The sequence below is a fragment of the Streptomyces sp. NBC_00210 genome, from assembly GCF_045160975.1.
GTDB lineage: Bacteria > Actinomycetota > Actinomycetes > Streptomycetales > Streptomycetaceae > Streptomyces.
The window spans coordinates 1,135,314-1,161,218 of the sequence record NZ_CP108120.1; the positions used below are offsets into that span (position 1 = coordinate 1,135,314).

A 25,905-nucleotide genomic window follows, 5' to 3' on the forward strand; every position below is an offset into this window, starting at 1 on the left:
CCGCTGAGTGAAGAGCACGGCCGATCAGACCTTCCCCGTCCAGGACGAGGCGGCGGGCGCCGGCTTCCGTCTCGTCTTCGCCGTCGTCGCCGCAGGCGTCGCCATGTCGAACCTCGACCTCTTCGTCGTCAATGTGGCGATCCCCAACATCAGCAGCCACTTCGACCATGCCTCGCTGTCCTCGCTGTCCTGGGTGCTCAACGCGTACGCCGTGGTCTTCGCCGCGCTGCTCGTCCCCGCGGGCAGCTTCGCCGACCGGGCCCGGCCGCGCCGCGCGTATCTGCTCGGCGTCTGTCTCTTCACGCTGGCCTCTGCGCTGTGCGCGCTCGCGCCGAACGTGTGGCTCCTGGTGGCGGCGCGGGTCGCCCAGTCGGCCGGGGCCGCGCTGCTGATCCCGGCCTCGCTGGGGATTCTGCTGGCCGCGGCCCCGCCCGAGCAGCGCGGCTCGGCGGTACGCAACTGGGCCGCCCTCAGCGGACTCGCCGCCGCGCTCGGCCCGGTCATCGGCGGGGCGCTCGCGCAGGCCGACTGGCGCTGGATCTTTCTGATAAACCTGCCGGTCGGCATCGCCACCGTGATCGTGGGCCGACGTGTGATCCCGGTCGGAGCGCGGCAGGGGGCAGGCGGCCGCGGCGATCTGATCGGTGCGGCACTCCTCACCGCCGGAATCGGCGCGGTCGCGCTCGGTCTGGTCAAGGCCCCTGACTGGGGCTGGACTTCGGGCTCCGTGGCGATCACGCTGACGGCCGCTGCCCTGCTGCTCGCCCTGTTCGTGTGGCGCTCGGCGAAGCACCCGGCGCCGGTTCTCCCGCTGCATCTGCTGCGGCTGCCCGCCATGGGTCCCGCTCTGCTGGCGAATCTCCTCTTCGCTGTGGCCTTCGCCGCGATGTTGCTCTCGGTGGCGTTGTGGTGCCAGAGCGTCTGGCACTTCTCCGCGCTGCAGACCGGTCTGGCGATCAGCCCCGGCCCGCTCATGGTGCCGCTGCTGTCCAGGTACGCGGGCATGCTGGTCCAGCGTCTGGGTGCGGCCGCCGTGGCCGCCGCCGGCTGTGCGCTGTTCGCGGTCGGCCTGATCTGGTGGACCACGACCCTGGGCATGGAGGACCACGACTATGTACTCGGGCTGCTGCCCGGCATGGTGCTCACCGGCGTCGGCGTGTGCTTCACACTGCCCACGCTGGTCGGCGAGGCCGTCACCAGGGTGCCGCCGGCGAACTTCTCCACGGGTTCGGGTGTGGTGACGATGGCTCGCCAGACCGGCGGTGTGGTGGGCGTCGCTGGCCTCGTCGCCGTGCTCGGCAAGACGCACGGCGCGGCCGCGATGGACGCCTTCCGCCATGGCTGGATCTTCACTCTGGTGGCCGCGGTCGCGGCCGGGGCGGCCTGCTGTCTGCTGCTGCCCCATACGAAGCCCGCCGCCCGCGCCGACGCCTGAGGAGTGGCCCCGGGTCCCGGCCGGCGCGGTGCGGGGGAGAATCGAGGCGTGGACAAAGCACGCAGGGACCGCGACGACAAGGCACGCAGGGACCGCGACACCGAAGGGCGCGCACGCAACGCACGTCCGCGCGACGGGCTGGGGCGACCGCTTCCGTACGGAACACCGGGAGTGGAGCGCCAGCCCGAAGGTGTGCTGCGCACCCCGGGCCAGACACTGACGGAGGCGCAGCGGCTGCTGGACGCGGGCATGCCCTTCCATGCGCACGAGGTGTTCGAGGACGCGTGGAAGTCCGGGCCGGAGGCGGAGCGCGAGCTGTGGCGCGGCCTCGCCCAGCTCGCGGTGGGGCTCACCCACGCCGCCCGCGGCAACACCTCGGGCGGCGCCCGCCTGCTGCTGCGGGGCGCGGACCGGATCACGGGTTACCAGGATCCGTACGCCATCGATGTGGCCGGTCTTACGTCCTGGGCGCACGAGCTCGCGGCACGGCTGGAGCGCCCGGTGGACGCGGGCGCCGAGGCGCCCCGGCTAACGCGTTAGCAGGACGACTTCCAAAGTGCGCGGGCCGTGGACGCCTTCCACCCGGTCGAGTTCGATGTCGCTCGTAGCCGAGGGCCCGGAGACCCAGGTCAGCGGGCGGGTCGGGTCGAGTCGCGGCATCGCCTGCGGTACGGCGGCGACGACCTGCTCGGGGGCGCGCACGACGCAGATGTGCAGATCCGGAACGAGAGTGAGGGCCCGTCGCCCCTGCCCCGGGCCCGCGTCGAGGACGATCGTGCCGGTCTCGGCGATCGCGAGGGCGCAGCCCGTCACCACGGCGTCGATGGCGTCGAGTTCGTACGGAGTCAGTGGACCGGCGTCCGTGCGCTGCTCGACGTCGGTATCGCTGAGCCAGCCGCCGGGCAGTCCGTCCGGCACGGCGATCGACCGCACGCCGTGGTCGTCCAGCAACTCCCGGAGCAGAGCGGGTAGTTCGGGCTCGGTGGCACGGTGCACGAGCGCCCGGTAATCGGCGAGGTTCTCGTGCAGCAGATCGAGGATCGCGGCCGGATCGCCGGAGTTGTGACTCTCCAGATAGTCGCGGGCGGCTTCCGGCGCAGCGGGCGCGTCGGCGACGGCGGCGCGGATCCGGGCGAGGATGCGCTCGCGGGACGTGGCACTCATCGGCGGTTCTTCTTCCACCAGTCACGGAAGGATTGGGCGGGCATCTCGGGCAGCTCCCGGTCGGCGGTCCAGGCCCCTGCTCCCGGCAGCCTCTTCGGATGCAGCCTGCGGGTGCCGGAGGCTGCCCTCTCCCCCGCGGCGAGTGCGTCAGGGTGGTCGAGGACCCACCCCGCCGCCTTGATCGCGGCCTTCTCCAGGCGATGTCCTCTGCCGCCGCGGTCCGCGACCTTCTCCCGCAGATGGACAAGGACTTCGGGAATGTCGATGGCGACCGGGCACACCTCGTAGCAGGCGCCGCACAGCGATGACGCATACGGCAGGGAGGCATCGATCTCGCTCTCGATGCCGCGCAGCTGGGGGCTCAGGATCGCGCCGATCGGGCCCGGGTAGACCGATCCGTACGCATGGCCGCCCGCCCGCTCGTACACCGGGCAGACATTGAGGCAGGCGGAGCAGCGGATGCAGCGCAGCGCCTGGCGGCCGACCTCGTCGGCCAGCGCCGCGGTGCGGCCGTTGTCGAGCAGGACCAGATGGAAGTCCCGCGGTCCGTCCGCGTCGGCCGTGCCGGTCCACATGGAGGTGTACGGGTTCATGCGCTCGGCGGTCGAGGAGCGCGGCAGCGTCTGCAGGAAGACTTCCAGATCGCGCCAGGTGGGCACCACCTTCTCGATGCCGACGACGGAGATCAGCGTTTCGGGGAGGGTCAGACACATACGGCCGTTGCCCTCGGACTCGACGACGACGAGGGTGCCGGTCTCGGCGACCATGAAGTTGGCGCCGGAGACGCCGACCTTGGCCCGCAGGAACTTCTCGCGGAGGTGAAGGCGGGCGGCCTCGGCGAGTTCGGCAGGGCTGTCGGTCAGCCCGTCCGGGGCGGCCCGGCCCCAACTCCCCATTTCCTTGCGGAAGATGTCACGGATCTCACCGCGGTTGCGATGGATGGCGGGCACCAGGATGTGCGAAGGGCGGTCGTGGCCGAGCTGCACGATCAGCTCCGCGAGGTCGGTTTCGTACGCGGAGATCCCCTCCGCCGCCAGCGCCTCGTTGAGGCCGATCTCCTGGGTCGCCATCGACTTGACCTTGACGACCTCGCTCTCGCCGGTCGCCTTCACCAGCTCGGCGACGATGCGGTTGGCCTCGTCGGCGTCGGCGGCCCAGTGGACCGTGCCCCCTGCCCTGGTGACGGCGGACTCCAACTGTTCCAGATAGCGGTCGAGATGACGCAGCGTGTCGTCCTTGATCTGCTTGCCGGCCTCGCGCAGCTCCGCCCAGTCGGCGAGTTCCGCCACCGCCTTCGCACGCTTGTCGCGGATGGTGTGGGTCGCGTGCCGGAGGTTCGCGCGCAGCGTCACATCGTGGACGGCTTCCTTGGCGGCCTCGGGGAAGGACGGCATGCCGAGATACGTACCGCTGGTACCGCTCACAGCAGGGGCTCCTCTTCGGTGCTCGCGAGGATGTCGGCGATGTGCAGGGCGCGCTGCGGTGCGTCCTGGCGGCGCAGGATGCCGTCGATGTGCATCAGACAGGAGTTGTCGGCGCCGCACAGCACGTCGGCTCCGGTGGACCGGGCGTTACGGACCTTGTCACGGCCCATGGCGGCGGAGACGGCGGGGTTCTTGACGGCGAAGGTGCCGCCGAAGCCGCAGCACTCCTCGGCACCGGGCAGCTCGCGCAGCTGAAGGCCCTTCACCGCTTCGAGCAGCCTGCGCGGCCGCTCCCCCAGCCGCAGTGTGCGCAGCCCGTGGCAGGAGGGGTGGTAGGTGACGGTGTGCGGAAAATACGCGCCGACGTCGGTGACGCCGAGTACGTCAACGAGGAACTGAGTGAGTTCGTACGTCCGGGTGGGAAGTGCCGTCTCGCCGAGCTTCGGATACTGCTCGCGCACCATGGCCGCGCACGACCCGGAGGGGGTAACGACGTACTCGTATCCCTCGAAGGCGCGTGCCGTCCGGCGCACCAGCGGTTCGGTCTCGCGCCGGTAGCCGGTGTTGAACTGCGGCTGTCCGCAGCAGGTCTGTGCGGCGGGGAAGTCCACCTGAACGCCGAGCCGCTCCAGAAGTCTGACGGTCGCGATGCCCGTGGCCGGATACACCGCGTCGTTGACGCAGGTGACGAAGAGTGCGACACGCATGGTCGGAGGATATGCCCCGACCGGCGGCCTCGGTAGGTCCCGCGATCGGCGGGATGCCGGCTACCCCGCATACTCGGCAGGGTGAGAAAGATCTATGTGATCGGCATCGGGGCGGGCGACCCCGATCATCTGACCCTGCAGGCAGTCAAGGCGCTGAACAAGGCGGATGCGTTCTTCATCCTCGACAAGGGCGAGGAGAAGTCGGATCTGGCACGGCTGCGACAGGACATTCTCGACGCACATGTGCAGGGCGGGTCGTACCGTCTGATCGTGGCGCGCGACCCGGAGCGGGACAGGGAAACATCGGACTACTCACCTGCTGTCGACGACTGGCGCAGTCGCCGGGCCGATCTGTACGAACGGTTCATCGCCGAGGATCTTGCCGAGGACGAGTGCGGCGCGTTCCTGGTCTGGGGCGATCCGGCGCTGTACGACTCCACACTCGCGATCCTTGAGGAGATCCTCGAACGGGGCACGGTCGCCTTCGATCACGAGGTGGTGCCCGGAATCAGCAGCGTCTCGGCGCTGCTGGCCAAGCACCGCACCGGTCTGAACCGGGTGGGCCGGCCGGTCCAGATCACCACGGGGCGGCGGCTGGCAGAGGGGTGGCCCCAGGGTGTGGACGACGTGGTCGTGATGCTGGACGCACGGCAGGCGTTCACCCGCCATCTCGACCAGGATCTGTTCATCTACTGGGGCGCGTACGTGGGCACCGAGGACGAGATCCTGGTGTCGGGGCGGCTTGCCGAGGTGTCCGGCCGGATCGAGGAGCTGCGGGCCGAGGCCCGCGCCCGCAAGGGCTGGATCATGGACACGTATCTGCTGCGGCGAGGCTGAGACGCTGCTTTGCCCACGGGTCGCGTACCTGGCCGGGATGTCGGGTCATCACCAGAGCACCGGCATCTTCCGGCCGGAACAGGCCGGCTCACCAGACCAGATGGAGCGCTTCGGGCGAACGGTGGATCAGGGTCGGCCGCATCACGGGCGGCGGCCTGTCCTCGTCGAGCCGCAGTCCGGGCAGCCTGCGGGCGAACAGTCCGATGGTCAGGCGCAGTTGCTCGCGCGCCAGCTGCGAGCCGGGGCAGCCGTGCGTCCCATGACCGAAGGCCACATGCCGGCGGGAGAGCGGCCGGGTGACGTCGAAGACCTCCGGCCGGTCGTAGCGGCCCTCGTCGCGGTTGGCCGATCCGTACGCGACGAACACGGTTGCCCCGGCGGGCAGTTCGGTACCGGAGATGGTGACGGGGCGGGTGGTGGTCCGGCGGAAGCCCTGGACCGCGGAGTCGTGCCTGGCGGCTTCCTCGACGGCAGCCGGTATCAACTCCGGGTCGGCACAGATCAGTTCCCACTGCCGCCGGTCGCGCAGTAGATGCAGCAGTGTCGTGCCGATCAGCGCGGTGGTGGTCAGATGCCCGGCGATCAGGAGGTTCTGTAAGTTCGAGACGAGCTCGTGGCGCTGGTCGAGCGTGAGCTCCCCGCTGCCGGGCGCCAGCGCTGCGACCATGCCGGAGCAGAGGTCGTCGCGCGGGTTCTCCCGCCGGTCGCGTATGTATGTGTCGAGAAGCTTGTGCAGTGCGACGACGTCCTCGGCGGCGCGGACTTGAGAGTCGGGATCGAGGGGGCGGAACAGCAGCTCTTCGGCGCGGTAGCCGCCGTGCACCGCCGCCGGGACGTCCTCGGGGTCGAAGCCGATCAGCCGGCCGATGACCTGCCCGGGGAGCTTTCGCGCGTACGCCGCCATCAGTTCGACGCGGCCGTCAGCGGCGAAGCCGTCGACGAGCGACTCGGCGCGCCCGGCGGCGTACGGGACCAGCTCGGCGATCCGCCCGGCGGACAGACCGCGGTTGAGCGGCGCGCGGTGACGCTGATGGGCCGGGCCGTCGGTGGAGACGACGGTGGGCCGCTTTCCGTACCCCTTGGCCAGCACCTCCAGAGCCTGTGGCGAGGGCATGACGTCGGGGAGCAGCGCCCGTACGGAGGAGAACTCCTCGGGCCGCCCGAGGACTTCGCGTACATCGGAGTCGCGCGCGACGAGCCAGGCGTCGAGCTCGGGAACGAAGGTCAGGCCCTCGGTCCGGCGCGCCTGCGCGTAGAGCGGATAGGGATCGCGTTGCAGCTCGTCGAGCCTGGCGTGATCTTTGCTCGTCACGCGGCGCCTCCAGGTGGCTCCGGGTCGGAAGGACTCAGCACGGTGGGCACGCTTGTTCGTCGGGCCATCGTGCCGCAGCGCCGCCGCGTCGGGAAGAGCCCCTCGGCGGCCGGGCGAGTTCGCGGCATGCTGCCGGCGCGGCGCTTCGGAACGGCCCGCGGAATGCTCGTTGTGCAGCTGGCGGCCCGAACCTGTGATCACGCGTCCGGGCCGATGTCCTCTCGATGATCGCCGACCCGGGGCGGCAGCTCCTGCTCGGTCCAGACGGTCTTGCCCTCGTGCGCGTGCCGTGTGCCCCAGCGCGCCGTCAACTGGGCGACGAGAAGCAGCCCCCGGCCGCCCTCGTCGGTGCTCCGGGCACGTCGTAGATGTGGGGAGGTGCTACTGGAGTCGGTCACCTCACAGATGAGGCGGTGGTGATGGAGGAGTCGCAGGGTCACCGGGCCGCCGGCGTAGCGGTAGGCGTTGGTGACGAGTTCGCTGACGATCAACTCGGTGGTGAAGGCCAACTCGTCCAGCCCCCACTCGGCGAGCTGTGCGGCGGTCAGCCCCCGGGCGCGGGCCGGGGCGGTGGGTTCCGCGGGCAGCTCCCAGGTGGCGACCTGCTCCGGTGCCAGGGTGCGGGTCCGGGCCAGCAGGAGGGCCACGTCATCGACGGGCCGTGTGGGCAGCAGGGCGTCGATCGCGGCCTGGCAGATCTCCTCCAACGGCCGGTCCCGTCCGCCCAGCGCGGTGCACAGGCGGGACAGTCCGGCCTCGACGTCGTGTTCATCGGTGTCGATCAGGCCGTTGGTGTAGAGGGCCATGACAGAACCTTCGGGCAGCTCCAGTTCCGCGCTTTCGAACGGCAGCCCGCCCAGTCCCAGCGGTGGTCCGGCAGGGAGTTCGGGGAACCTTACGTTTCCGTCCGGTGTCACCACGACCGGCGGGGGGTGGCCCGCGCGAGCCATCGAGCAGAGCCGGCTCACCGGGTCGTACACGGCATAGAGACAGGTGGCGCCGACGATCTGTTCCCCGGGGGAGTCCGCGTCGCCGGGCTCCTGTTCGCCGGCCAGCCGCATCACGAGGTCGTCGAGATGGGAGAGCACCTCGTCCGGTTCGAGATCGAGGTCGGCCAGCGTGTGCACGGCGGTACGCAACCGGCCCATCGTCGCCGCGGCGTTGATGCCGTGACCGACGACATCACCGACGACCAGGGCCACGCGGGCTCCGGACAGCGGGATGACATCGAACCAGTCGCCACCGACCCCTGCGGCGCCGCCGGCCGGCAGATAGCGGTGGGCGACGGAGACCGCGGGGTGCTCGGGAAATTCGCGTGGCAGCAGGCGGCGTTGCAGTGCCAGGGCGGTGCGGTGCTGCTGGGTGTAGCGGCGGGCATTGTCGATGGACAGCGCGGCGCGCGCGGCGAATTCATTCGCCAGCGTGAGGTCGTCGTCCTCGAACGGTTCGGGAAGCCGGTAGCGCCACAGGCTCAGGAGTCCCAGGGCGAGGCCGCGGGCGGTCAGGGGAACCACCATCAGCGAATGGACGCCACGGGCAACCGCCTTCACCGCCCGGTCCGGGTCCAGGCTCGATGCGGGGTCCATCGGTTCGAACTCGGCCACCAGAACAGGGCGCCGGTCGGCCAGAGATCGCGCCTGTGGTGTGTCCGCGGCGAACGATCTGAGTGTGCCCACCGGGAACAGCAGCTGTTCCTCGCTCCCCGGGATGCTCTTGAGCGCTGCCCTACGGAGGGGACCGGTTGCGTCCGGGATGAGCTCCTCACCGAGGCTGACCGACTCGAGAAGATCGACCGTCACACAGTCGGCAAGGTTGGGGACGGCGACTTCGACCAGTTCGTTCGCGGTGGTCTGCACGTCCAGCGTGGTCCCGATGAGGGCACTCGCCTCATTGAGCATGGCCAGCCGACGCCGGGCACGGTGCCGGTCGGTGACATCCTCGACCAGCTGCGTCACGCCCAGTTTCCGTCCGGTGGAATCCTCCAGACGGAACGCGGACACGGCGACGAACCGCTCCCGGCCAGGGTCGCTCTGCAGGCGGGACGAGAGCTCCGTGAAGATCATCGGCTCCCCGGTGTCCAGCACCTCCCGCAGCCGGGCCTCGATCGTCTCCGCGTCCTGCCGGACCAGGTAGTCGCTGGTACGCGTGCCACGCATCCGCTCGACCGGAAAGCCGCCGATGCGGGCTATCGCCCTGTTGACCCGCAGGAGCCGCAGCTCCGGATCGTGGATGGAGAGGCCGATCGGCGACCGCCGGAACAGTCCGTCCATGACCGACCGGTCGATCTCCCACTGGGCGACTTCCTCCGCGGGCGCAGCCACCAGGAACCACTCGTCCGCGCGGTCGGCCCGCATGACACGACGCGCCCGGACGCCGAATCCGAGCCGTCGGCCGTAGCGGTGCCGAACAGGCAGGATCCCGAACCAGCCGCTGTCCGTGATGCAGGCCGCAGCGGCCTCCCGTACGACGTCGCGATCCCGGGGGTCCACAAGCAGGTCGACGGCAGGCCGGCCGAGCACCTCGTCCTCCGGGTAGCCCAGCAGTTCACGGGCGCGGTTGCTCCAGCCGACCACCCAGCCACGGTGGTCCAGCACCACGGTGACAGCGCGAGCCACCGAGAACGGGTCCTCCGGGCTCTCGCTGATCAAAGTCACGGACGAGATCATCCCTTTAATGCTCCATCGGGTCCGATGGACGCGCATGCGCTGGTCCAGCCCCATCACCGCGGGCGGCGGAAGCGACTGCAATCCACTCGATCCCCGACCGTACCCGGGATAGGTGAGGGGCTGTGTCGGATTGCTCCGACACAGCCCCTCACCTGCGACTTCGAAAAGTCGGGACGGCAGGATGTGAACCTGCGACCCCCTGACCCCCGAGGTCGCCGTCAATCCTGATTGGCCGGCTCCCGGAAGAGGAAGTGCGGCGGACAATGGAATAGGCGTGGTCCCGGATATGACCTGCGGCGCGGCCGGTACTGCGGCGTTTCGCTGTACGTCCCGGCCTCTCTCTCCGACGCGACGCCGAAACTGCCAGAAAGGCGGTCGCCATGACCAGCTTCACTCACCGCATCGCCGCCCTGTTCCGGATCAAGGCGAACAAGGCGCTGGACAAGGCCGAGGACCCGCGCGAGGTCGGGGACCACTCCCGCGAACAGCAGACGATCACACCCTCCGGCCTGGTACTGCCCGACGAGGGCACCAGCCTCACGCACGTGCAGGCACTGCTCTGCCACGAGGGCCCGGTCCCGGGGTGATGGCGATGCCCAGCCGCTTTGAGCCCGACCGGCAGCTGACCGCCCGCATGGTGGTCACGATGTTCCTGCTCGGGTTGCTGTACGTGGCGTTCATCGCCACGCTGATCGTGCTGCTCAAGTCCGTCGTCCTGGTGGTCGTCATTGCCGCCGGGCTGTTGGGTGCGCAGTACTGGTACTCCGACCGGATCGCCCTGTACGCCATGCACGGCCGCCTCGTCACAGCCGAGGAGCAGCCTCAATTGCACGGCGTCATCGACCGGCTGTGTGCCACCGCGGACATGCCCAAACCGCGGGTGGCCATCTCCGACATGGACCTGCCCAACGCGTTCGCCACCGGCCGCAATGCCGACCACGCCGTCGTCTGCGTCACCACCGGACTGCTGCGCCGCCTGGAAACGGAGGAACTCGAAGGCGTCCTCGCCCACGAGCTCTCCCACGTCGCACACCGCGATGTCGCGGTGATCACCATCGCCTCGTTCCTGGGCGTGATCGCGGGACTCATCGTCCGCTTCGCCTTCTACTCCCAGCTGTTCGGCGGACGTAACCGCGACCAGAACACCGCCGCGGTGCTCGCGATCGTCATGGCGGTCTCCGCCCTGGTCTATGCCATCAGCTTCCTGCTGATCCGGGCGCTGTCCCGCTACCGTGAACTGGCCGCCGACCGCGCCGCAGCCATGCTGACCGGTAAGCCCTCCGCCCTGGCCTCGGCGCTGACCAAAGTCAGCGGCGACATCGCCCGTATCCCCACCGAGGATCTGCGCACCGCCCAGGCGTTCAACGCATTCTTCTTCACGCCCGCCCTCGGCCCCGGCACAGCGGTGGCCAACCTGTTCTCCACCCACCCAAGCCTGGAACGCCGCCTCGAGGCGCTCGCAGAGATCTCCACCGAGCTGGGCGAACCAGGCAGCAGGGCGTCATGAGCATGGGAAGGAGCTGAGCCCCCATGGGTTTGCTGGACGTCCTGTTCGGACGGAGCAAGCCGGTCAAGCCAGACCTGGACCAGCTCTTCGGCCTGCCATCGGCAGCGATCACCCTCCAGGCCGCCGTCGGCTTCACCCCGGCCGGCCTGGGCTCGGTGTGCTTCGCCTCCATCGAGGGCGGGGCGTTCGCACAAGTCCAGCAGGAGGTACGAGCTCTCCTGGACGCAGACACCGAACGGGGCGGCGCACCGGTGGAGTTCAGCCGTGACGCCTACGGGTACTCCTGGCTGGTGTCACGCCGCGACCCCGACAACCTGCCCGCCCTGGTCAACGACCTGCACGCGGTGAACACCGCACTGCAGGACAGCGGCTTCGGACCGCAGCTCCTCTGCTCCCTGGTCACCTTCCAGGACGCCGAACTGCGCCGTCTCGGACTGGTCTACCTCTACAAACGCGGCACCTTCTACCCATTCGCTCCGCTGCCTGGCCAGAAGCGCGACAACCCGCTGGAACTCCAGGTCAAGGCCACGGTCAAGGACGACCTGCGCATGGAAGAGGACCTGAGCCGCTGGTTCCCGCTGTGGGGCGCCCCCGGCCTGTGAACGGCGGGAACCTGTCCGACCGGGGGAAGGCCACATCACCCCCTTCGGCATTCAGGTGAGCTTGCGCCACGGCTGGCGGTACCGCTCTGGCGAGCGCCATCGAGGGCGGTGAACCTGAATGGAGCGGCCGATCACCGGTCGCGCCCAGACCACGGCATCCCCCGTCGGAAAGGTCCGCCCGGCATGTCACTCACCTATCCGCACCGGGGCCACGCCGCCCTCAGAGTGGGCGGAGCCTGCGTCCTGCTCGCCCTGGCCGGCTGCTCGAACGGCGGCAACGGCAGCAGCAATGTCACCACCCCCGCCACCACCAGCGCCTCATCAGCCCCGAGCACCTCCAACGCCGGCGCGGCGCACATCACGATCAAGAACTTCACCTTCAGCCCGGCGAATCTTCAGGTGCGTCCCGGGACGAAGGTCATCGTCGAGAACCAGGACTCGGTCACGCACACCCTGACCGCCACCGGGGACAAGGCATTCAACACCGGCGACATCGATCCCGGCGAAACAGCCACCTTCATGGCTCCGTCCACATCCGGCAGCTATGCCTACATCTGCACCATCCACCCGAACATGAAAGGCACCCTCACCGTGAGCTGACGCCGGGACTCGATGCAAAATGGCGATCTTGGCCGTTCGGTCCCCGACCGTACCCAGGAAGCGTGAGAGGCCGTGTCGGACTGCTCCGATACGGCCTCTCACCTGCGACTTCGAAAAGTCGGGACGACAGGATTTGAGACCGTGGGACGGCGAAGCCCCGGCCGGTGAATTAGCGTGTGGCCTTTGGCGGACCCGCTAGTTGACCGGGAGTCCTGACATGACCAGTAAGTTCACCGATCTTGCGATCGACTGTGCCGATCCCAACGGTCTCGCCCGGTTCTGGTGCTCGGTCCTTGACTACGAGATACAAGACGAAGACGACGGAATTGTCACAATTGGCTCCCCTATGGTGCCTGAAGGCAAGAACCACCTTGGCCCAGTGCCACCGACGTTGACATTCGCGCACGTGCCCGAGGGCAAGAGTGTCAAGAACAGGCTCCACCTCGACGTCAACCCAACCGACAGGGAGCAGGACGAAGAGGTCCGTCGCCTGCTCGACCTGGGTGCTCGACACGCCGACGTCGGCCAAGGCGAGGAGAGCTGGGTCGTACTTGCCGACCCAGAGGGGAACGAGTTCTGCGTACTTGCGGGCCGCCGCCCCTGATCGGAGGCCGCTGCTGCTCGCCCCGATCGCGCAGCGTCCGGCCGAGGTGTGCGGAGCCCGCCGGAACCCGGACGTGGATTTGGTGGTGCTCGGCCGACCTTGATCAACAGCGCTTGTGAGAAGTCGTGATTCGACGACCCCTGAAAACGATCAAGGGCCTTGTCTCACCGAAGTGAAACAAGGCCCTGACCTGGGCTCGAAGCCCTCTTGCACCGTCGGGACGACAGGATTTGAACCTGCGACCCCTTGACCCCCAGTCAAGTGCGCTACCAAGCTGCGCCACGTCCCGGTGCCAGTCTGACCTGGGGTTTCCCCCGGCCGAACGCGCATGAGAACAATACCGCACTCGGGGCGATGGTCACGAACCGCTTTCCGCGCCCCGGCCCCCAGGTGATCTCAATCAATCGGGCGGCTCCACGGCAGACACCCTGACATTCACTGTGCGCCGCCACTTCGCTACGAGCAGTGCCGCGCGCCCCCGCCCGGGACCGCCGAGGCGCCCGGGCCCGGTACGAAGCCGGTCGGCCGGCGCTTCAGTCGACGCGGTCAGTCCGACTGCGGATCCGCCAAGTCCGGGTGCGCGTCGAGCAGCCTCCGTGGGGCCGCCTGGCGCCAGGAGTCGAGCAGGATCGCATACAGCTCCTCCTCGTCCTCCAGCGCCGCCAACCGCACCCGTAGCCACGCATAGTTGTCGTCGTGTCCCGCCCGCATGAAGAACTTCTCCGGTTCGGACGCGATCAGCTCCTCCCGGTCCTCCTTCGGGCACTTCACCCCCATCGCCTTGTCGTCGTCATCGAGCGAGGCGAAGATCTTCCCCCCGTTCTCCAGGCGGAACGTGGGCATGCCCCAGGCGAGCTTCTCCAGCGCGCCGGGCAGGGAGAGCGCGAGTCTGCGTACGTCGTCGGCGGTGGCCATGTGAAGACCGTACGACCCGGCACTGACACTCACCCCGCCGTTGCCACATCGGGCGCTTCCGACCCATTGACCCCGCGTAACCGCCGCTCCTCGCGTGTGACGCACAGGTGCCTGCCCACGTCGCCGGGACTGGGGGTCGAGGTGGACGAGTCGATGGTGCGTGAGCCGGCCATCGATGTGGCGGAACACCGGGGCCGGGCTTGACAGCGCCGGGGCTAGGCGAGCACGCCGGTGTGCGCTCCCCTTGTGCGCCTTGTGCGCCGGTCATCGCCTCCGTGCGCCCTCCGAGCCGCTGAACGCGTCCATCCTCGCAGCCCACTTGCGCTCCTTGCGGTCAGGATCCGCGCCGTATCGGTTCTTCCCGTGTTCCTGAATGTCACGGCTGTGAACGTCTGAGACCTGCTCGTGTCCCTCAGTGCCATATGCCCACTAAACCTTTGCCGTTGGCATGTGGCAGAAAGAGGTGCAGTGGGAATGCCGTACGGCAGGACCGAACGGGCCTGCGCCACGCGAAACACATCCTGAATCAAACGTCAAGGGTCTGCGTTTTGGCCAAAGTTGGCAACGATCTTGTGCCGCCCGAAAACGATCAACACCATGATGTGGTCGGCCTGTTCGGGACGGGACCACTGCCGATGCACCACCTGCTCGAACAACTGGACGAGCAGGCGTTTCGCAGAGGAGGACTCGCGATGGACGGATACTTCGCCGGTCGACTGCATCATCAACTACGCCAGCGCGTGCGCGACTTCGCCGAGAGGGAGGTACGGCCTCGGATTCCCGCGATGGAGGCCTCCCGCTCGGTCCACCGGGAGCTGTCCCGGCTGATAGCCCGGCAGGGCTGGCTCGGCGCCACCATCAGCAAGGACCACGGTGGCATGGAGGTCGGGCACCTTGCCAAGACCATCATCATCGAGGAGCTGTCCCGCGTCAGCGGGGCCATGGGCGCAATGGTGCAGGCCTCGCAGCTGGGCGTGGCCAAGATTGTCCATTTCGGCAGCGACGAGCAGAAGAAGACCTGGCTCCCTTCGATCGCCGCCGGCGACTGCCTGCCGACCATCGCCGTCACCGAGCCCGAGTCGGGCGGCCATGTGCTGGGGATGAGCGCCACCGCCGTACGTGACGGCGACGATTACATACTCAATGGCCGAAAAGTGTATGTAGGCAACAGCCATGTAGGTGATCTGCATGGCGTGGTGGCGAGAACGGGTCCCGGATCCCGGGGGCTCACGGCCTTCTTGGTGGAATCGGACCGACCGGGGTTCGGCATCGGCGAGGAACAGCCCTCGATGGGCCTGCACGGCTTCAGCTTCGGCGAGCTGCACTTCCACAACTGCCGCGTCCCCGCGCCGAACCGGCTCGGAGAGGAGGGTGACGGACTGGCCGTGGCGTATTCCTCCAGCGTGCTCTATGGACGCGCCAACCTCACCGCCGTATCGCTCGGCATCCACAAGGCGATCCTGGAGGAGACCACGCGCTTCTGCGCGGAGCGGTATCGCTACGGCAAGCCGCTCCACGAACTGCCGTCCATCAAGCTGAAGCTGGGGAAGCTGCAGTCGCGGCTGATGACGGCCCGGCTCGCCGCATACCACGCCGTGCATCTGCTCGACGAGGGCCTGCCGTGCGATGCGGAGCTGATGAACGCCAAGCTGGTCAATGTCGAGTCCGCGATCGACTCCGCACGGGCCGCGATGGAGATCCATGCCGCGGCCGGGCTGTTCACCGACCGCCCCATCGAACGCTATCTGCGTGACGCACTGCATATGTTCGCCCCGGCCGGCACTTCCGACATCCAGTTGCTGCGCCTTGCGGAGGTGGCGCTGGGTACGGCGAAGGGCGAGTGGTCTCAGCAGCTGTCCGAAGAGGTGAGGCTGCAGCCGGCGGTTTGACCTCTGGGGCCCGGCCCGGACCCTCCCCCTGCGCCCTGCGGGCGTGGGGGCCCGGAGGCGTCCGGAGGGCCCGGCTCCACGCCCCGCGAGCACGGAGAGACCCCCGGCGGGCGTCCGGGGGACTTCCCGGCGGGCGTCCGGGGGACTTCCCGGCGGGCGTCCGGGGGACTTGACTCACCGCGGGCGTGGCGCCCCAGCGGGGCCCGGGGGCTAGATTCCGCCGTCCTCGCGGCGGTGGATCTGGTCGATCAGCTCCGCCGCCAGCGACTTGATGGTCTCAAGACCCGCCCGCCCCCAGGGCCGCGGCTCAGTGTCCACGACACAGATCGTGCCCAGCGCGATCCCCGTACGGTCGATCAGCGGCGCCCCCAGGTAGGAGCGGATGCCGATCTCGTCGACGACCGGGTTCCCCGCGAACCGCGGATAGTCGCAGACATCCTCGAGGACCAGCGCCTTGCGCCGTACCACCACATGCGGGCAGTAGCCGTGGTCGCGCGCCATGAAGCGGCTGACCCCGCCACTGCCCGCGGCGGCCGCGTTGAGATCGGAGCCGGTGTGCGTACCCCCCGGGGTGTGCAGCCCGGCGAAGAACTGCCGGTTCTCGTCTATGAAGTTGACCATGGAGAAGGGTGCGCCGGTCACCTCGGCCAGCTTGCGCGCGAACTCGTCGAAGGCGGGGTCCGGCCGGTCCCCGAAACCGAGCTGGCGCAGCCGCCGCACCCGCACGGGCGCTTCCCGGTCGACGGGAGTCAGCAAGAGATGGCCGGTCGGGTCGTACGTCATGTCGGAGCTCCGTAGCTCGGTGCCGGAGTCGGCACCGGGGTGGTGGTGAGCAGATGCTGGACGAGGGTGACCAGGGTCTTGATCCCCGAGCTGGCGATCCGCGCGTCGCAGAGCACGACCGGCACCTCCGGCTTGAGGTCGATGGCGGCCCGCACCTCGTCCGCTTCATAGCGGTACGAGCCGTCGAACTCATTGACGGCGACAACGAATCCGATGCCGCGGCGCTCGAAGAAGTCCACCGCGGAGAAGGAGTCTTCGAGCCGGCGGGTGTCGGCGAGGACGATGGCCCCGAGCGCGCCCGCGGAGAGCTCGTCCCACATGAACCAGAAGCGTTCCTGGCCCGGTGTGCCGAAGAGATAGAGCACATGGCTCGCGTCCAGCGTGATCCGGCCGAAGTCCATGGCGACCGTGGTGGTGGTCTTGGACTCGATGCCGTCCAGTCTGTCCGTCGCCGCGCTGACCTGGGTCAGCAATTCCTCCGTGCTCAGCGGCTCGATCTCGCTGACCGCTCCCACAAAGGTCGTCTTGCCCACCCCGAACCCGCCCGCTATCAGGATTTTCAGCGCGGTGGGGAAGAGCTCGTCGGGATCAGAGCCGACGTCGTAGGCCATCGAGCACCGCCTCCAGCAAAGAACGGTCGGTGGAAATGTCGTGGCTGCGGGGCGCCCGCGCGGTAACCGCCCCGCAGTCCACAAGATCGGAGAGCAGCACCTTGGTGACGACCGCCGGCAACCTGAGGTGCGCCGAGATCTCGGCGACCGAGGTCGGGCCGTCGCACAGGCCCAACGCCACTGTGTGTTCGGGGCCGAGCTGAGTCTGCGGTGAGGCCCCGGTGGCCATCACTAAGGAGAGCAGGTCCAGCGCGGCCGTCGGACGGGTGCGGCCGCCGCTCACCGTGTACGGCCGGATGAGCCGGCCGGCCGCGTCGTCGAGCAACGGCCCGTCAGTGGGGGACGGCACCTTCATGGCCTCGTGACGCTCGGCGCTCCCGCCGAGTGTCTGGCCGGCGTGATCAGATATGGCCGTACGCTCTTGACCAGCATCGCCATCTCGTAGCCGAGGACCGCGGCGTCCGCCTCGCGTCCGGCGAGCACGGCGAGGCAGGTGCCGGATCCTGCCGTGGAGACGAACAGCAGGGTGGAGTCGAGCTCCACCACCACCTGGCGCACCTCTCCGCCGTCGCCGAAGCGCGCTCCGGCGCTACGCCCCAGGGAGTAGAGGCCCGAGGCCAGAGCCGCCATATGGTCGGCACTGTCGGCATCCAGGCCATGCACGGATTTCACCAGCCCGTCGGAGGAGAGCAGTACCGCGTTACGGGTGTACGGCACACGCTGGACCAGGCCGCCGAGCAGCCAGTCGAGGTCCGAGACATGGCCGTTCGGCACGTCGCTCGCCATGGTGCATCTACTCCTTGGGGGTGTTGTCGTGGCGCTGCGGTTCGGGCTGCGCTGCGGGGTCCGCGAGAGACTGGGCCTCGGCCAGTCCGATGCCTCGCTGGAAGGCCGCGATCAGGCCGGGGTCATGGACCGCTTGGTCGTCGTCCTTGCGGGGAGCAGGGGCGTCCCGCAGCTGTGGGACAAGGTGTTCCTGACTGCGGCGCTTGGGCAGTTGGGGGCGCCCCATAGTGCCGCGGACCATGCCTTCCGCGGGCGGCCCGTCCGTGGTGTGAGACGGCTGGGCGGGCGAACTCTGTTGTGATACCGCCGAGTTGGCGCCCGGGACGGCGGCCGAGGGGTTGGCGCGCTCGACATGCTCTCCGCGTACGGGGAGGGGGTCGGTGCCGAGATTGGCGTGCACCGGCTGCCGCTGCACCTGTGGTTGGGGCTGCGGCTGCGGCGGCTGGGGAAGCGGAACGCGCGGCGGTGAGTGCGGCTGCTGCGGGACCGAGGGCTGCGCCGCGGTCGCCCGGGCGGCGGCCGTCCGTCCCCTGGGGGTCCCCGCGGCCTCGGTCGCCATGGCTGGGGCGGTCTGCGCAGCCGCTTCCGGCTCGGAGCCCAGGAGACCCTGCGGCAGTACGAGAATGGCCTGCACGCCGCCGTAGATGTTGGACTGCAGCCGGACCGCGATGCCGTGCCTGCGGGCCAGCGCCGAGACGACGAAGAGGCCGATCCGCCCGTCCTGCAGCAGATGGGCGACATTGACCTGATCGGGGTCGGTGAGCAGAGCGTTCATCTTGTTCTGCTCACCGAGCGGCATGCCCAGGCCACGGTCCTCGACCTCCACGGCGAGTCCGGCCGTGACATGCGAGGCGCGCAGCAGCACCTGTGTGTGCGGTGCGGAGAACAGCGTGGCGTTCTCGACCAGTTCGGCGAGGAGGTGGATCACATCGGCGACTGCGTGGCCGCGCAGGGTGCCGTCGATCGGCGGCACCAGCTTGACCCTGGGGTACTGCTCCACCTCGGCGATGGCGGAACGGAGCACTTCGGTCATGGTGACCGGGTTGGACCACTGCCGCCTGGAGATGGCGCCGCCGAGGACGGCGAGGTTCTCCGCGTGCCGGCGGATGCGGGTGGCCAGGTGGTCGACATGGAAGAGGCCCTTGAGCAGCTCGGGGTCCTCGACCTCGTTCTCCAGTTCGTCGAGGAGCTGGATCTCGCGGTGGACCAGCGACTGGAGCCGCCGGGCCAGATTGACGAAGACTTCGACCTTCTGTTCGTTGCCGACGCTGCTGGAGAGCCGGGACGCCTGTACGACCGCTGTCACCGCGGCCTCGTACGATCGGTCCAGTTCATGGGTCAGCAGAGCGAATTCGTCCCCGTCCAACGGGGATGTGGTCGGCGGCGCTGTGCGGGCCGGCGGGCCTTCTCCGCGCCTGAGCTGCTCGACCACGGCCGGCAGATCGGTCTGCACGCGCGCGGTGGTGCGGCGTAAGGCGGCACAGCGGTCGAGTACGGACCTGGCCATCCGGTCCGCGCCCAGCGCCGCCGCGGCAATGGCGGCGATGGAAAGCACTGCGCTTCCGGTCAGCACCGCCCAGAGAGCGGCGGAGGGACGTGGATTGGCGATGCGGAGGATGAAGAGCACCGCGGCGGCGCCGCTGAGCGCGGCGACGACCGCGGGCAGCACTGCGGTGCGCAGGAGTTGAGGGCGTATACGGGCTTCCGGCGACGACGGCACGGGTTGCGACCTTCCCGCTGACGACAGGGAGCGGGCGCCTGGCCGGCCGTGGCGCCCGCCCTCGCGGCGGTCCGGCCGCGCGGCGGGTGCGCGTAGTTGAGACATCAGCGTCCTTGGTACGTGGGGCCCCAGGAATCGGCGTACTGCAAGTGGGCAGCTGGCAGCTTCGGTTCATCAGCCGGGCCGGGCATCACAAAATGAGCCCATGGCTGATCACCAGCCACACACAGTAGTCGCCAAGCAGGCACGTGCGGTGGGCAGTTGACAAACTTGCTCGCCAATCATCCCGCCCTGGTATGAGGATTCGCACGACAGGCCGACACCACGGCCCGCCCCCTGCCGGCGTGTCGTCGGCATGTCACCTGGCGGCAGGGGGCGGTCGCCGCCGGCTCAGGCGGTGGGCGCCACCTCGGGGCTGCCGGTGCCCGCGGCCGTGGCCCAGCCCTCTGCGGGAGCGGTCGCCACCTCACGCCACCACAGCTCGGACGGAACGCTCTCGGCGGTCGGCTCGAACGGCTGGCCCGGTCGCGGCAGAGCGATGCGCGCGCCCGCGCCGGCTGCCGCCGAGACCGTGCCCTCGCCGGGCTCGGCCCACGGATGGGGCGCGAGGTTGAAGGTCCCCCAGTGGATCGGCAGCATCGCGCCGGACGGCCGGCCGCCCTGGAGATCCAGGTGGGCACGCATGCCCTCGGCCGGTGTCATATGAATGTCCGGCCAGTATTCGCTGTACGCACCGATCTGGATCATCGTGGCGTCGAAGGGGCCGTGCTCGGCGCCGATGTCCTTGAAGCCCGGGAAGTATCCGGTGTCGCCGCTGTGGTAAATGCGGTGCTCGGGTCCGGCGACGGCCCAGGAGGCCCAGAGCGTGTGCTGCTGGTTGCGCAGCCCGCGACCGCAGAAGTGCCGGGCGGGGGTGGCGGTCAGCCGCATGCCGGCCACCTCAGTCGAGTCGTTCCAGTCCAGCTCGCGCAGCCGGTCGGCGGACACACCCCAGCGCTCGAGGTGTGCGCCGACGCCCAGCGGCACCGCAAAGACCGTGTCGGTCGAGGCCAGCGCCTTGATGGTGGGCAGATCCAGGTGGTCGTAGTGGTCGTGGGAGATCACCACGACATCGACCGGGCCCAGGGCGGCGACGGGTACGGGCACGGGGTGCAGCCGCTTGGGGCCGGCGAAGGAGTAGGGCGAGCAGCGCTCGCCCCAGACCGGGTCGAAGAGCACGCGGCGCCCGTCGATCTCGGCCAGGACGCTGGAGTGCCCCATCCAGGTGAGCCGCAGCCCGGAGGCGGGCGGCTTGGCCAGGTCGGCGAGGGTGGTGGCATGCACGGGCACCACGCCGATCGGCGAGCGGCGGGCCCGTGCCTCCTTGCGGAAGTAGATCTTGGCGAACTCGATCATGGAGCTGCCGGACGGTCTGGTCCTGGCTCCCACCGGGTTCTGGAAGCTGCCGTCGGAGAAGTTCGGCGAGCGAAGGATCCGCTCCCACCGCTCTCCGGCCGGATCCGCCCCGAATGCGGCGGGGCGCAGCGAGCGCAGCCGGGATCTCAGCGGGTGGGAAGAACCAGTGCCGGTCACGGCACCTCCAGAGGTTGAGGTCTTTTCATTATGAGCAGAGGGTCCGACAGAGCGGGATCGGGGCGGCCGGGCGCAGCCTGCTTGATCCACTCAGCCGCGCGGCTGGCCATAGGCCCGTTCGACATGCAGGCGCAGCACGAGGCGCTTGTCGCGGACCATCGCCTGCCGGTAGTCGTCCCAGTCGGGGTGCTCGCCCTGGACGTCGCGGTAGAGGGTGATCAGCTCCTCGACGGTGGCGTCGTGCGGGTCGGCGGCGACCGGGGTGAGCTCGGCCGTGCCGTCGACGGCCGTCCACGCCCAGCGGTCGGCGCTGGTGACGTGATAGGCGGCACGCGGGTCACGCCGCAGGTTCCGGGTCTTGGCCCGGTCGTCCGTGATCGACACCCGGATGATCCGCTCGTCCGGGTAGTACCGGTGATTCACATTGGAGAGCTGTGGCCGGCCGTCCCGCTTGAGAGTGACCAGCACCCCGCCGCCCTGCTCGGCGACCAGCTTGAGCAAGGCTTCCTGCGCATCCGGCTGTGCGTCGGTTTCCGTCATGCCTCCAGGAACGCCTGGCCGGGTGCGGGTGTTCCTGGAGGTTCGGGAGGTGGGGCGCGCGCGTTTACTGACGATCATGTTGACAGGGCGGCTCACCGCTCCGGATACTGAACGAAGGTTCAGTTAACCACCTTCGTCGCGCCCTGGAGGCAGCATGTCCGAGCTCCCCACCGAGACCTGGGCGGCGGTCCAGACGCTCGGCGGATGGGGGTACTCGCGCGAGTTCCCGGTGGAGCAGTGGATGCGGGACGCCAAGCTGGAGGAGATCGAGGAAGGCACCTCGCACATCATGCGGCTGATCATCTCGAGGAGCATGTGACATGGGGCCAGCGGCTGTGACGGGCGGCGAAGCCGTCGTACGAGCGCTGTCGGTGCACGGCGTCACCCATGCCTTCGGGATTCCCGGCACACACAACCTGGAGATCTACCGCCATCTCGCCGCCCATGGCATCGCCCATATGACACCGCGCCACGAGCAGGGCGCGGGGTACGCGGCCGATGCGTACGCCCGGGTCAGCGGGCGGCCCGGGGTCGCGATCACCACCACGGGGCCCGCGCTGCTGAACATCGCGGCGGCCGTCGGCCAGGCCTACTCCGACAGCGTTCCCCTGCTCGTCGTGTCGCCCGGGATGCCGCTGCGCCATCCGCGCCAGTCGACCGGACTACTGCACGAGATGCGCAGCCAGAGCGAGGCGCTGCGGGGTGTCGCGGCCTTCAGCCACCGGGTGTCGACGGTCGACGAGATAGGTGCGGCGGTCGCCCGGGCGTTCACGTTCTTCAGCACCGGGCGGCCGCGCCCGGTCCACATCGAGGTCCCGCTCGATCTGCTGGAAGCCACGTCGACGGCGGTGGAGGCACGGATCGCCCCACCGGTCGCACCGCCTCTGCCCTCACCCGGCGAGCTCGGGCATGCCGTCGAGGCCCTGCGCACGGCGCGCCGGCCAGCGCTCGTGCTGGGCGGCGGCGCACGCGGGGCCGGCGCCGAACTGCTCGCCCTGGCCGAGGAGTTGGCCGCTCCCGTGGTCACCACCGCCAACGGCAAGGGGATCGTGGACGAGTCCCACCCCCTGTCACTGGGCGTCTCGCTGCACAGCTCGGCCGTCCAGAAGTGGCTGGCCTGGCGCGATGTGGTGCTGGCCGTGGGCACGGAGCTGGCCGAGTCGGATCTGTGGTCACCACCGCCGCCGCTGGGCGGCACGCTGGTGCGGGTCGACGTGGACCCGGCGCAGATGTACGCGGGTGTGCCGGCCGACGTGGCGCTGGTGGGCGACGCACAGCAGGTCCTGGGCTCACTGCTGGCCGCGCTCCGGGACGCCGGCTCCGGCCCGGTCACCCCACTGAGCGTCGCGCCGCCTGCCACCGAGCTGCATCTCGTACGCACCAACGGGAGCCCCGACGACCGCACCGGCCGCTCCGACGGCGGGACGCCGGGCAGCGTGCAGCTACGACTGGCCCCGAACGCAGCGGGAAGCGCCGCCGAGCAGGTCGCCGAGCTGCGCCTCGCGCGCGACGCCGAGACCAAGGACCGGGACGCGCGCTGGCTGCCGTACCTCCGGGCGATCCGCGCCGTCCTCGACGCCGACGCCGTCATCACCTCCGACAGCGCCCAGTGCTGCTACTACGGGGCGCTCCCACATCTGCCGGTCGGTCCCGGCGCGCGCTATCTGCACCCCACCGGCTTCGGCACGCTCGGCTATGCGCTGCCCGCCGCGATCGGCGCGAAGACCGCGTGTCCCGGCCGGCAGGTGGTCGCGCTCAGCGGGGACGGCGGGCTGCAGTTCTGCGTGCAGGAGCTCGCCACCGCCGCCCAGCTCCAACTGCCGCTGCCCGTCGTCGTGTTCGACAACGGCGGCTACGGCGAGATCCGCGACGAGATGGCCGCGCGCGGCGACGCCCCGGCCGGCGTCGATCTCGCGCCCGTCGATCTGTCCGCCCTCGCCCGCGCCTACGGCGGGCACGGCGAGCGCGTCACCACCCCCGAAGCGCTCGCCTCGGCTCTCACCAGGGCCCTCGCCACCCCCGGCCCCACCGTGATCACCGTTCCCGAGGAGACCGCCCGATGACCACTCCCCTGCTGTCGCTCACCTGGACCGACCATGTCACCGGCCGCCAGGGCCACTTGGTGATCGACCGGCTGGTGCGCGGGGTCTCCAGCGGAGGTCTGCGGATGCGCGAGGGCTGCACGCTGGAGGAGGTGGCCGGTCTGGCCCGTGGGATGACCATGAAGGAGGCCCTGCACTACAACCCCGACGGCCGGTACATCCCGCTCGGCGGTGCGAAGGGCGGCATCGACTGCGACCCGCAGGATCCGCGGGCGCACGGGATCCTGGTCCGTTATCTGCGCGCCGTGCGTCCCTACATCGAGTCGATGTGGACCACCGGCGAGGACCTCGGCCTCACCCAGGACATCGTCGACCGCGCGGCCGCCCAGGCCGGCCTTGTCTCCTCCATCCAGGCCGTCTACCGGCTGCTCGACGACGAGACGACGGCGCGCCGGCGGCTCGCGGACGCCTTCGGTGTCGAAGTCGACGGCATTGGGCTCGACGAGCTCGTCGGGGGCTGCGGAGTCGCCGAGTCGGTGCTGGTCGCGCTCGACCGGGCGGGTGTGGGGTACGCGGGAACGCGTGTCAGCGTGCAGGGACTTGGCACGATGGGCGGCGCGACCGCGCGCTTCCTCGCCCGGGCCGGACTGAAGATCGTCGCCGTCGCCGACATCAAGGGCACGGTCGCCAGTCCGGACGGCCTCGACGTCGAGGCGCTGCTGGCGGCGCGTGACTCGTTCGGCACGATCGACCGTACGGCGCTGCGGCCGCAGGACCTGGAGCTGCCGGGCGACGCCTGGCTGTCCGTCGACGCGGAGGTGCTGGTGCCGGCCGCCGTCTCGTACGCGGTGGACACCGCCAACCAGGCGCAGATCACGGCCCGCTGGATCGTCGAGGCGGCCAACATGCCGGTGCTGCCGGACGCGGAGGAACTGCTCGCACGGCGAGGCATCACCGTACTGCCGGATGTCGTGGTCAACTCCGGTACGAACGCCTGGTGGTGGTGGACCCTGTTCGGGGACATCGAGGCAGATGCGGACGAGGCGTTTGCGCACACCCGTCGCTCGATGCGGGCGCTGGTCGACCAGATGCTCACGCGCGCGCAGGCGGACGGGACGACTCCGCGGGCCGCGGCGCATGCGATCGTCGCCGACCGGCTGCCGGTCATCGCCGAGCACTTCGGCTGGTACGGATGACGGCTTCGCTCGACGCCCTGTGCGCCCTGACGGGGAGGGCCCGCCGCACGGTCCCCTCGACCGGTACCAGCGCGGTGGAGGAACACGAACTGGCGGAGCTGGTGAAGGCGAACGGGGCGCGGCTGCTCGACCCCAACTGCATGGGCGTCGTCGATACGACCAGTGAACTGCGGCTCAGCTGGGGCGAGTTCCCGGCGGGCGGGGTCGGCCTGGTCTCGCAGAGCGGCAACCTCGCGCTGGAGATCGGCCGCCTGCTGGCGCTTGCCGGGCAGGGATTCTCCCACTTCGTCTCCCTCGGCAACCAGCGGGACTGCCCACGGTGTGCGGACGGCGTCCAAGATCGGCTGTGTAGGGTGAGAAGGTGGCAAGAGTCCGGTTGAACGTGGCAGAGCGGCGCGAGGAGCTGCTCAGTGCTGCCGTCGAGCAGATCGAGGAACGCGGAGTGGCGGCGGTGCGCATCGCCGACGTCGCCTCGGCGCTCGGGGTGAGCAATGCCCTGGTCCTCTACCACTTCTCGACCAAGGAGAAGCTCGTCGCGGCCGCTTTCGCCCACGCCGCCGACGGCGATCTCGCCCATCTGCGCAAACTGCTGGGCCGGCGCACCTCCGCGCTGCGCCGCCTGCGGGCAGCGGTCCGCTGGTACGCGCCGACGGGCACGGCCAAGGGCTGGCGGCTGTGGATCGAGGGCTGGGCGGCCGCGCTGCGCGAGCCCGCGCTGCGGGAGGTGGCCCGCGATCTCGACCAGCAGTGGAAGGCCGCTTTGACGGAAGTCATCGCGGAAGGCGCCGCGGCGGGCGAGTTCCCCTGCGAGGACCCGGCGGCAACGGCCTGGCGGCTGACGGCGTTTCTGGACGGGCTCGCCGTGCAGATGACCTCGTACGCGGGCTCGCTCTCGCGCGCCGCGATGCTGGAGTGGACCGACGAAGCGCTCGCCCGTGAGCTGGGTGTGGAGCGCGAAGCCCTGACCGCCGCCGCACGCTGAACCCCGAGCGG

At 69.7% G+C, this 25,905-nt stretch carries 27 protein-coding genes and 1 tRNA gene; 14 read left to right on the forward strand and 14 right to left on the reverse strand.

Annotated features, from left to right (window positions below; translation table 11 throughout):
- Positions 1–7: 7 nt before the first annotated feature.
- Together OG729_RS05120 and OG729_RS05125 are read left to right on the forward strand one after the other, a co-directional pair.
- Positions 8–1,435 carry an MFS transporter gene (locus OG729_RS05120; RefSeq protein WP_405804578.1) on the forward strand — a complete coding sequence of 476 codons (1,428 nt, stop codon included), beginning with the start codon at positions 8–10 and terminating at the stop codon, positions 1,433–1,435.
- Between the two features lie 48 nt (positions 1,436–1,483).
- On the forward strand, positions 1,484–1,975 hold the full coding sequence (locus tag OG729_RS05125) for a DUF309 domain-containing protein (protein ID WP_360865903.1): 492 nt from the start codon (positions 1,484–1,486) through the stop codon (positions 1,973–1,975).
- Here the strand turns inward: OG729_RS05125 and OG729_RS05130 are convergent.
- Genes OG729_RS05130 through OG729_RS05140 form a run of 3 tightly spaced genes read right to left on the reverse strand, consistent with a single transcriptional unit; the run spans position 1,964 to position 4,730 of the window.
- On the reverse strand, positions 1,964–2,599 hold the full coding sequence (locus tag OG729_RS05130) for a lactate utilization protein C (protein WP_405804579.1): 636 nt from the start codon (positions 2,597–2,599) through the stop codon (positions 1,964–1,966). The genes OG729_RS05125 and OG729_RS05130 overlap by 12 nt on opposite strands.
- Complete coding sequence (locus OG729_RS05135) at positions 2,596–3,993, reverse strand: LutB/LldF family L-lactate oxidation iron-sulfur protein (RefSeq protein WP_405811053.1); 1,398 nt, start codon at positions 3,991–3,993, stop codon at positions 2,596–2,598. Before OG729_RS05135 ends, OG729_RS05130 begins: the two co-directional genes overlap by 4 nt.
- A 26-nt stretch (positions 3,994–4,019) precedes the next feature.
- On the reverse strand, positions 4,020–4,730 hold the full coding sequence (locus OG729_RS05140) for a (Fe-S)-binding protein (RefSeq protein ID WP_360865908.1): 711 nt from the start codon (positions 4,728–4,730) through the stop codon (positions 4,020–4,022).
- Positions 4,731–4,811: 81 nt separating this feature from the next.
- On the opposite strand from OG729_RS05140, the gene cobF reads away from it, so the two are divergent.
- Positions 4,812–5,567, forward strand: a complete 756-nt coding sequence (cobF, locus tag OG729_RS05145) for a precorrin-6A synthase (deacetylating) (protein WP_405804581.1) — start codon at positions 4,812–4,814, stop codon at positions 5,565–5,567.
- Between the two features lie 88 nt (positions 5,568–5,655).
- Here cobF and OG729_RS05150 read toward each other — a convergent pair whose 3' ends face one another.
- Positions 5,656–6,879: a cytochrome P450 gene (locus OG729_RS05150; protein ID WP_405804583.1), complete on the reverse strand. Its 1,224-nt coding sequence runs from the start codon at positions 6,877–6,879 to the stop codon at positions 5,656–5,658.
- A 197-nt stretch (positions 6,880–7,076) separates the two neighbouring features.
- A complete protein-coding gene (locus OG729_RS05155) occupies positions 7,077–9,545 on the reverse strand; it encodes a SpoIIE family protein phosphatase (protein WP_405804584.1) in 2,469 nt (822 codons plus the stop codon).
- A gap of 380 nt (positions 9,546–9,925) precedes the next feature.
- Here OG729_RS05155 and OG729_RS05160 point away from each other — a divergent pair, with 380 nt between their 5' ends.
- The 5 genes from OG729_RS05160 (at position 9,926) to OG729_RS05180 (ending at position 12,858) form a co-directional block, all read left to right on the forward strand.
- The gene (locus tag OG729_RS05160) at positions 9,926–10,132 is read left to right on the forward strand and encodes a PspA/IM30 family protein (protein WP_405804586.1); all 207 of its coding nucleotides are present in this window, start codon (positions 9,926–9,928) and stop codon (positions 10,130–10,132) included.
- 5 nt (positions 10,133–10,137) lie between these two features.
- Positions 10,138–11,052: a zinc metalloprotease HtpX gene (gene htpX, locus OG729_RS05165; RefSeq protein WP_405804587.1), complete on the forward strand. Its 915-nt coding sequence runs from the start codon at positions 10,138–10,140 to the stop codon at positions 11,050–11,052.
- A gap of 23 nt (positions 11,053–11,075) precedes the next feature.
- On the forward strand, positions 11,076–11,654 hold the full coding sequence (locus OG729_RS05170; RefSeq protein ID WP_405804589.1) for a hypothetical protein: 579 nt from the start codon (positions 11,076–11,078) through the stop codon (positions 11,652–11,654).
- 183 nt (positions 11,655–11,837) lie between these two features.
- Complete coding sequence (locus tag OG729_RS05175; protein ID WP_405804590.1) at positions 11,838–12,254, forward strand: cupredoxin domain-containing protein; 417 nt, start codon at positions 11,838–11,840, stop codon at positions 12,252–12,254.
- A gap of 217 nt (positions 12,255–12,471) precedes the next feature.
- Positions 12,472–12,858 carry a VOC family protein gene (locus tag OG729_RS05180; protein WP_405804592.1) on the forward strand — a complete coding sequence of 129 codons (387 nt, stop codon included), beginning with the start codon at positions 12,472–12,474 and terminating at the stop codon, positions 12,856–12,858.
- A gap of 215 nt (positions 12,859–13,073) precedes the next feature.
- On the opposite strand, the gene OG729_RS05185 is transcribed toward OG729_RS05180, so the two are convergent.
- Positions 13,074–13,147: transfer RNA gene (locus OG729_RS05185), tRNA-Pro, on the reverse strand.
- Positions 13,148–13,404: 257 nt separating this feature from the next.
- Positions 13,405–13,773 (reverse strand): MmcQ/YjbR family DNA-binding protein, encoded by a 369-nt coding sequence (locus tag OG729_RS05190; protein WP_360865929.1) that lies wholly within the window; start codon positions 13,771–13,773, stop codon positions 13,405–13,407.
- 692 nt (positions 13,774–14,465) lie between these two features.
- Here OG729_RS05190 and OG729_RS05195 point away from each other — a divergent pair.
- The gene (locus OG729_RS05195) at positions 14,466–15,662 is read left to right on the forward strand and encodes an acyl-CoA dehydrogenase family protein (protein WP_360865932.1); all 1,197 of its coding nucleotides are present in this window, start codon (positions 14,466–14,468) and stop codon (positions 15,660–15,662) included.
- Positions 15,663–15,872: 210 nt separating this feature from the next.
- Here the strand turns inward: OG729_RS05195 and OG729_RS05200 are convergent, their stop codons facing one another.
- From OG729_RS05200 to OG729_RS05230, 7 genes are all read right to left on the reverse strand, one after another.
- Entirely contained in the window at positions 15,873–16,445 is a 573-nt protein-coding gene (locus OG729_RS05200) for a GAF domain-containing protein (RefSeq protein ID WP_360865934.1), read from the reverse strand.
- Positions 16,442–17,056, reverse strand: coding sequence for a GTP-binding protein (locus tag OG729_RS05205; protein WP_405804594.1), 615 nt, complete (start codon positions 17,054–17,056; stop codon positions 16,442–16,444). The genes OG729_RS05200 and OG729_RS05205 overlap by 4 nt, the downstream gene beginning before the upstream one ends.
- Positions 17,034–17,411: a DUF742 domain-containing protein gene (locus OG729_RS05210; protein ID WP_360865938.1), complete on the reverse strand. Its 378-nt coding sequence runs from the start codon at positions 17,409–17,411 to the stop codon at positions 17,034–17,036. The genes OG729_RS05205 and OG729_RS05210 overlap by 23 nt, the downstream gene beginning before the upstream one ends.
- Positions 17,408–17,842: a roadblock/LC7 domain-containing protein gene (locus tag OG729_RS05215; RefSeq protein ID WP_360865941.1), complete on the reverse strand. Its 435-nt coding sequence runs from the start codon at positions 17,840–17,842 to the stop codon at positions 17,408–17,410. Before OG729_RS05215 ends, OG729_RS05210 begins: the two co-directional genes overlap by 4 nt.
- 7 nt (positions 17,843–17,849) lie before the next feature.
- On the reverse strand, positions 17,850–19,667 hold the full coding sequence (locus OG729_RS05220) for a sensor histidine kinase (protein ID WP_405804595.1): 1,818 nt from the start codon (positions 19,665–19,667) through the stop codon (positions 17,850–17,852).
- Between the two features lie 285 nt (positions 19,668–19,952).
- Complete coding sequence (locus OG729_RS05225; RefSeq protein ID WP_405804596.1) at positions 19,953–21,134, reverse strand: MBL fold metallo-hydrolase; 1,182 nt, start codon at positions 21,132–21,134, stop codon at positions 19,953–19,955.
- A 90-nt stretch (positions 21,135–21,224) separates the two neighbouring features.
- On the reverse strand, positions 21,225–21,674 hold the full coding sequence (locus OG729_RS05230; RefSeq protein WP_360865949.1) for a PPOX class F420-dependent oxidoreductase: 450 nt from the start codon (positions 21,672–21,674) through the stop codon (positions 21,225–21,227).
- Positions 21,675–21,828: 154 nt separating this feature from the next.
- On the opposite strand from OG729_RS05230, the gene OG729_RS05235 reads away from it, so the two are divergent.
- Genes OG729_RS05235 through OG729_RS05255 form a run of 5 tightly spaced genes read left to right on the forward strand, consistent with a single transcriptional unit; the run spans position 21,829 to position 25,894 of the window.
- Entirely contained in the window at positions 21,829–21,993 is a 165-nt protein-coding gene (locus OG729_RS05235) for an acyl-CoA dehydrogenase family protein (protein ID WP_405804597.1), read from the forward strand.
- A gap of 1 nt (position 21,994) precedes the next feature.
- Positions 21,995–23,737 carry a thiamine pyrophosphate-dependent enzyme gene (locus tag OG729_RS05240; protein WP_405804599.1) on the forward strand — a complete coding sequence of 581 codons (1,743 nt, stop codon included), beginning with the start codon at positions 21,995–21,997 and terminating at the stop codon, positions 23,735–23,737.
- A complete protein-coding gene (locus tag OG729_RS05245) occupies positions 23,734–24,912 on the forward strand; it encodes a Glu/Leu/Phe/Val dehydrogenase dimerization domain-containing protein (RefSeq protein ID WP_360865957.1) in 1,179 nt (392 codons plus the stop codon). Before OG729_RS05240 ends, OG729_RS05245 begins: the two co-directional genes overlap by 4 nt.
- Entirely contained in the window at positions 24,909–25,292 is a 384-nt protein-coding gene (locus tag OG729_RS05250; protein ID WP_405804600.1) for a hypothetical protein, read from the forward strand. Before OG729_RS05245 ends, OG729_RS05250 begins: the two co-directional genes overlap by 4 nt.
- Entirely contained in the window at positions 25,274–25,894 is a 621-nt protein-coding gene (locus OG729_RS05255; RefSeq protein ID WP_360865963.1) for a TetR/AcrR family transcriptional regulator, read from the forward strand. Before OG729_RS05250 ends, OG729_RS05255 begins: the two co-directional genes overlap by 19 nt.
- Positions 25,895–25,905: the final 11 nt, after the last annotated feature.

What these genes read in the sequence shown, in the direction of transcription:
- OG729_RS05130 (WP_405804579.1), bottom strand. Translation starts at nt 2,599, where the DNA reads ATGAGTGCCACGTCCCGCGAGCGCATCCTCGCCCGGATCCGCGCCGCC.
- OG729_RS05135 (WP_405811053.1), bottom strand. Translation starts at nt 3,993, where the DNA reads ATGCCGTCCTTCCCCGAGGCCGCCAAGGAAGCCGTCCACGATGTGACG.
- OG729_RS05140 (WP_360865908.1), bottom strand. Translation starts at nt 4,730, where the DNA reads ATGCGTGTCGCACTCTTCGTCACCTGCGTCAACGACGCGGTGTATCCG.
- OG729_RS05155 (WP_405804584.1), bottom strand. Translation starts at nt 9,545, where the DNA reads ATGATCTCGTCCGTGACTTTGATCAGCGAGAGCCCGGAGGACCCGTTC.
- OG729_RS05160 (WP_405804586.1), top strand. Translation starts at nt 9,926, where the DNA reads ATGACCAGCTTCACTCACCGCATCGCCGCCCTGTTCCGGATCAAGGCG.
- htpX (WP_405804587.1), top strand. Translation starts at nt 10,138, where the DNA reads ATGCCCAGCCGCTTTGAGCCCGACCGGCAGCTGACCGCCCGCATGGTG.
- OG729_RS05170 (WP_405804589.1), top strand. Translation starts at nt 11,076, where the DNA reads ATGGGTTTGCTGGACGTCCTGTTCGGACGGAGCAAGCCGGTCAAGCCA.
- OG729_RS05175 (WP_405804590.1), top strand. Translation starts at nt 11,838, where the DNA reads ATGTCACTCACCTATCCGCACCGGGGCCACGCCGCCCTCAGAGTGGGC.
- OG729_RS05180 (WP_405804592.1), top strand. Translation starts at nt 12,472, where the DNA reads ATGACCAGTAAGTTCACCGATCTTGCGATCGACTGTGCCGATCCCAAC.
- OG729_RS05190 (WP_360865929.1), bottom strand. Translation starts at nt 13,773, where the DNA reads ATGGCCACCGCCGACGACGTACGCAGACTCGCGCTCTCCCTGCCCGGC.
- OG729_RS05195 (WP_360865932.1), top strand. Translation starts at nt 14,466, where the DNA reads ATGGACGGATACTTCGCCGGTCGACTGCATCATCAACTACGCCAGCGC.
- OG729_RS05200 (WP_360865934.1), bottom strand. Translation starts at nt 16,445, where the DNA reads ATGACGTACGACCCGACCGGCCATCTCTTGCTGACTCCCGTCGACCGG.
- OG729_RS05205 (WP_405804594.1), bottom strand. Translation starts at nt 17,056, where the DNA reads ATGGCCTACGACGTCGGCTCTGATCCCGACGAGCTCTTCCCCACCGCG.
- OG729_RS05210 (WP_360865938.1), bottom strand. Translation starts at nt 17,411, where the DNA reads ATGAAGGTGCCGTCCCCCACTGACGGGCCGTTGCTCGACGACGCGGCC.
- OG729_RS05215 (WP_360865941.1), bottom strand. Translation starts at nt 17,842, where the DNA reads ATGGCGAGCGACGTGCCGAACGGCCATGTCTCGGACCTCGACTGGCTG.
- OG729_RS05220 (WP_405804595.1), bottom strand. Translation starts at nt 19,667, where the DNA reads ATGTCTCAACTACGCGCACCCGCCGCGCGGCCGGACCGCCGCGAGGGC.
- OG729_RS05230 (WP_360865949.1), bottom strand. Translation starts at nt 21,674, where the DNA reads ATGACGGAAACCGACGCACAGCCGGATGCGCAGGAAGCCTTGCTCAAG.
- OG729_RS05235 (WP_405804597.1), top strand. Translation starts at nt 21,829, where the DNA reads ATGTCCGAGCTCCCCACCGAGACCTGGGCGGCGGTCCAGACGCTCGGC.
- OG729_RS05240 (WP_405804599.1), top strand. Translation starts at nt 21,995, where the DNA reads ATGGGGCCAGCGGCTGTGACGGGCGGCGAAGCCGTCGTACGAGCGCTG.
- OG729_RS05245 (WP_360865957.1), top strand. Translation starts at nt 23,734, where the DNA reads ATGACCACTCCCCTGCTGTCGCTCACCTGGACCGACCATGTCACCGGC.
- OG729_RS05250 (WP_405804600.1), top strand. Translation starts at nt 24,909, where the DNA reads ATGACGGCTTCGCTCGACGCCCTGTGCGCCCTGACGGGGAGGGCCCGC.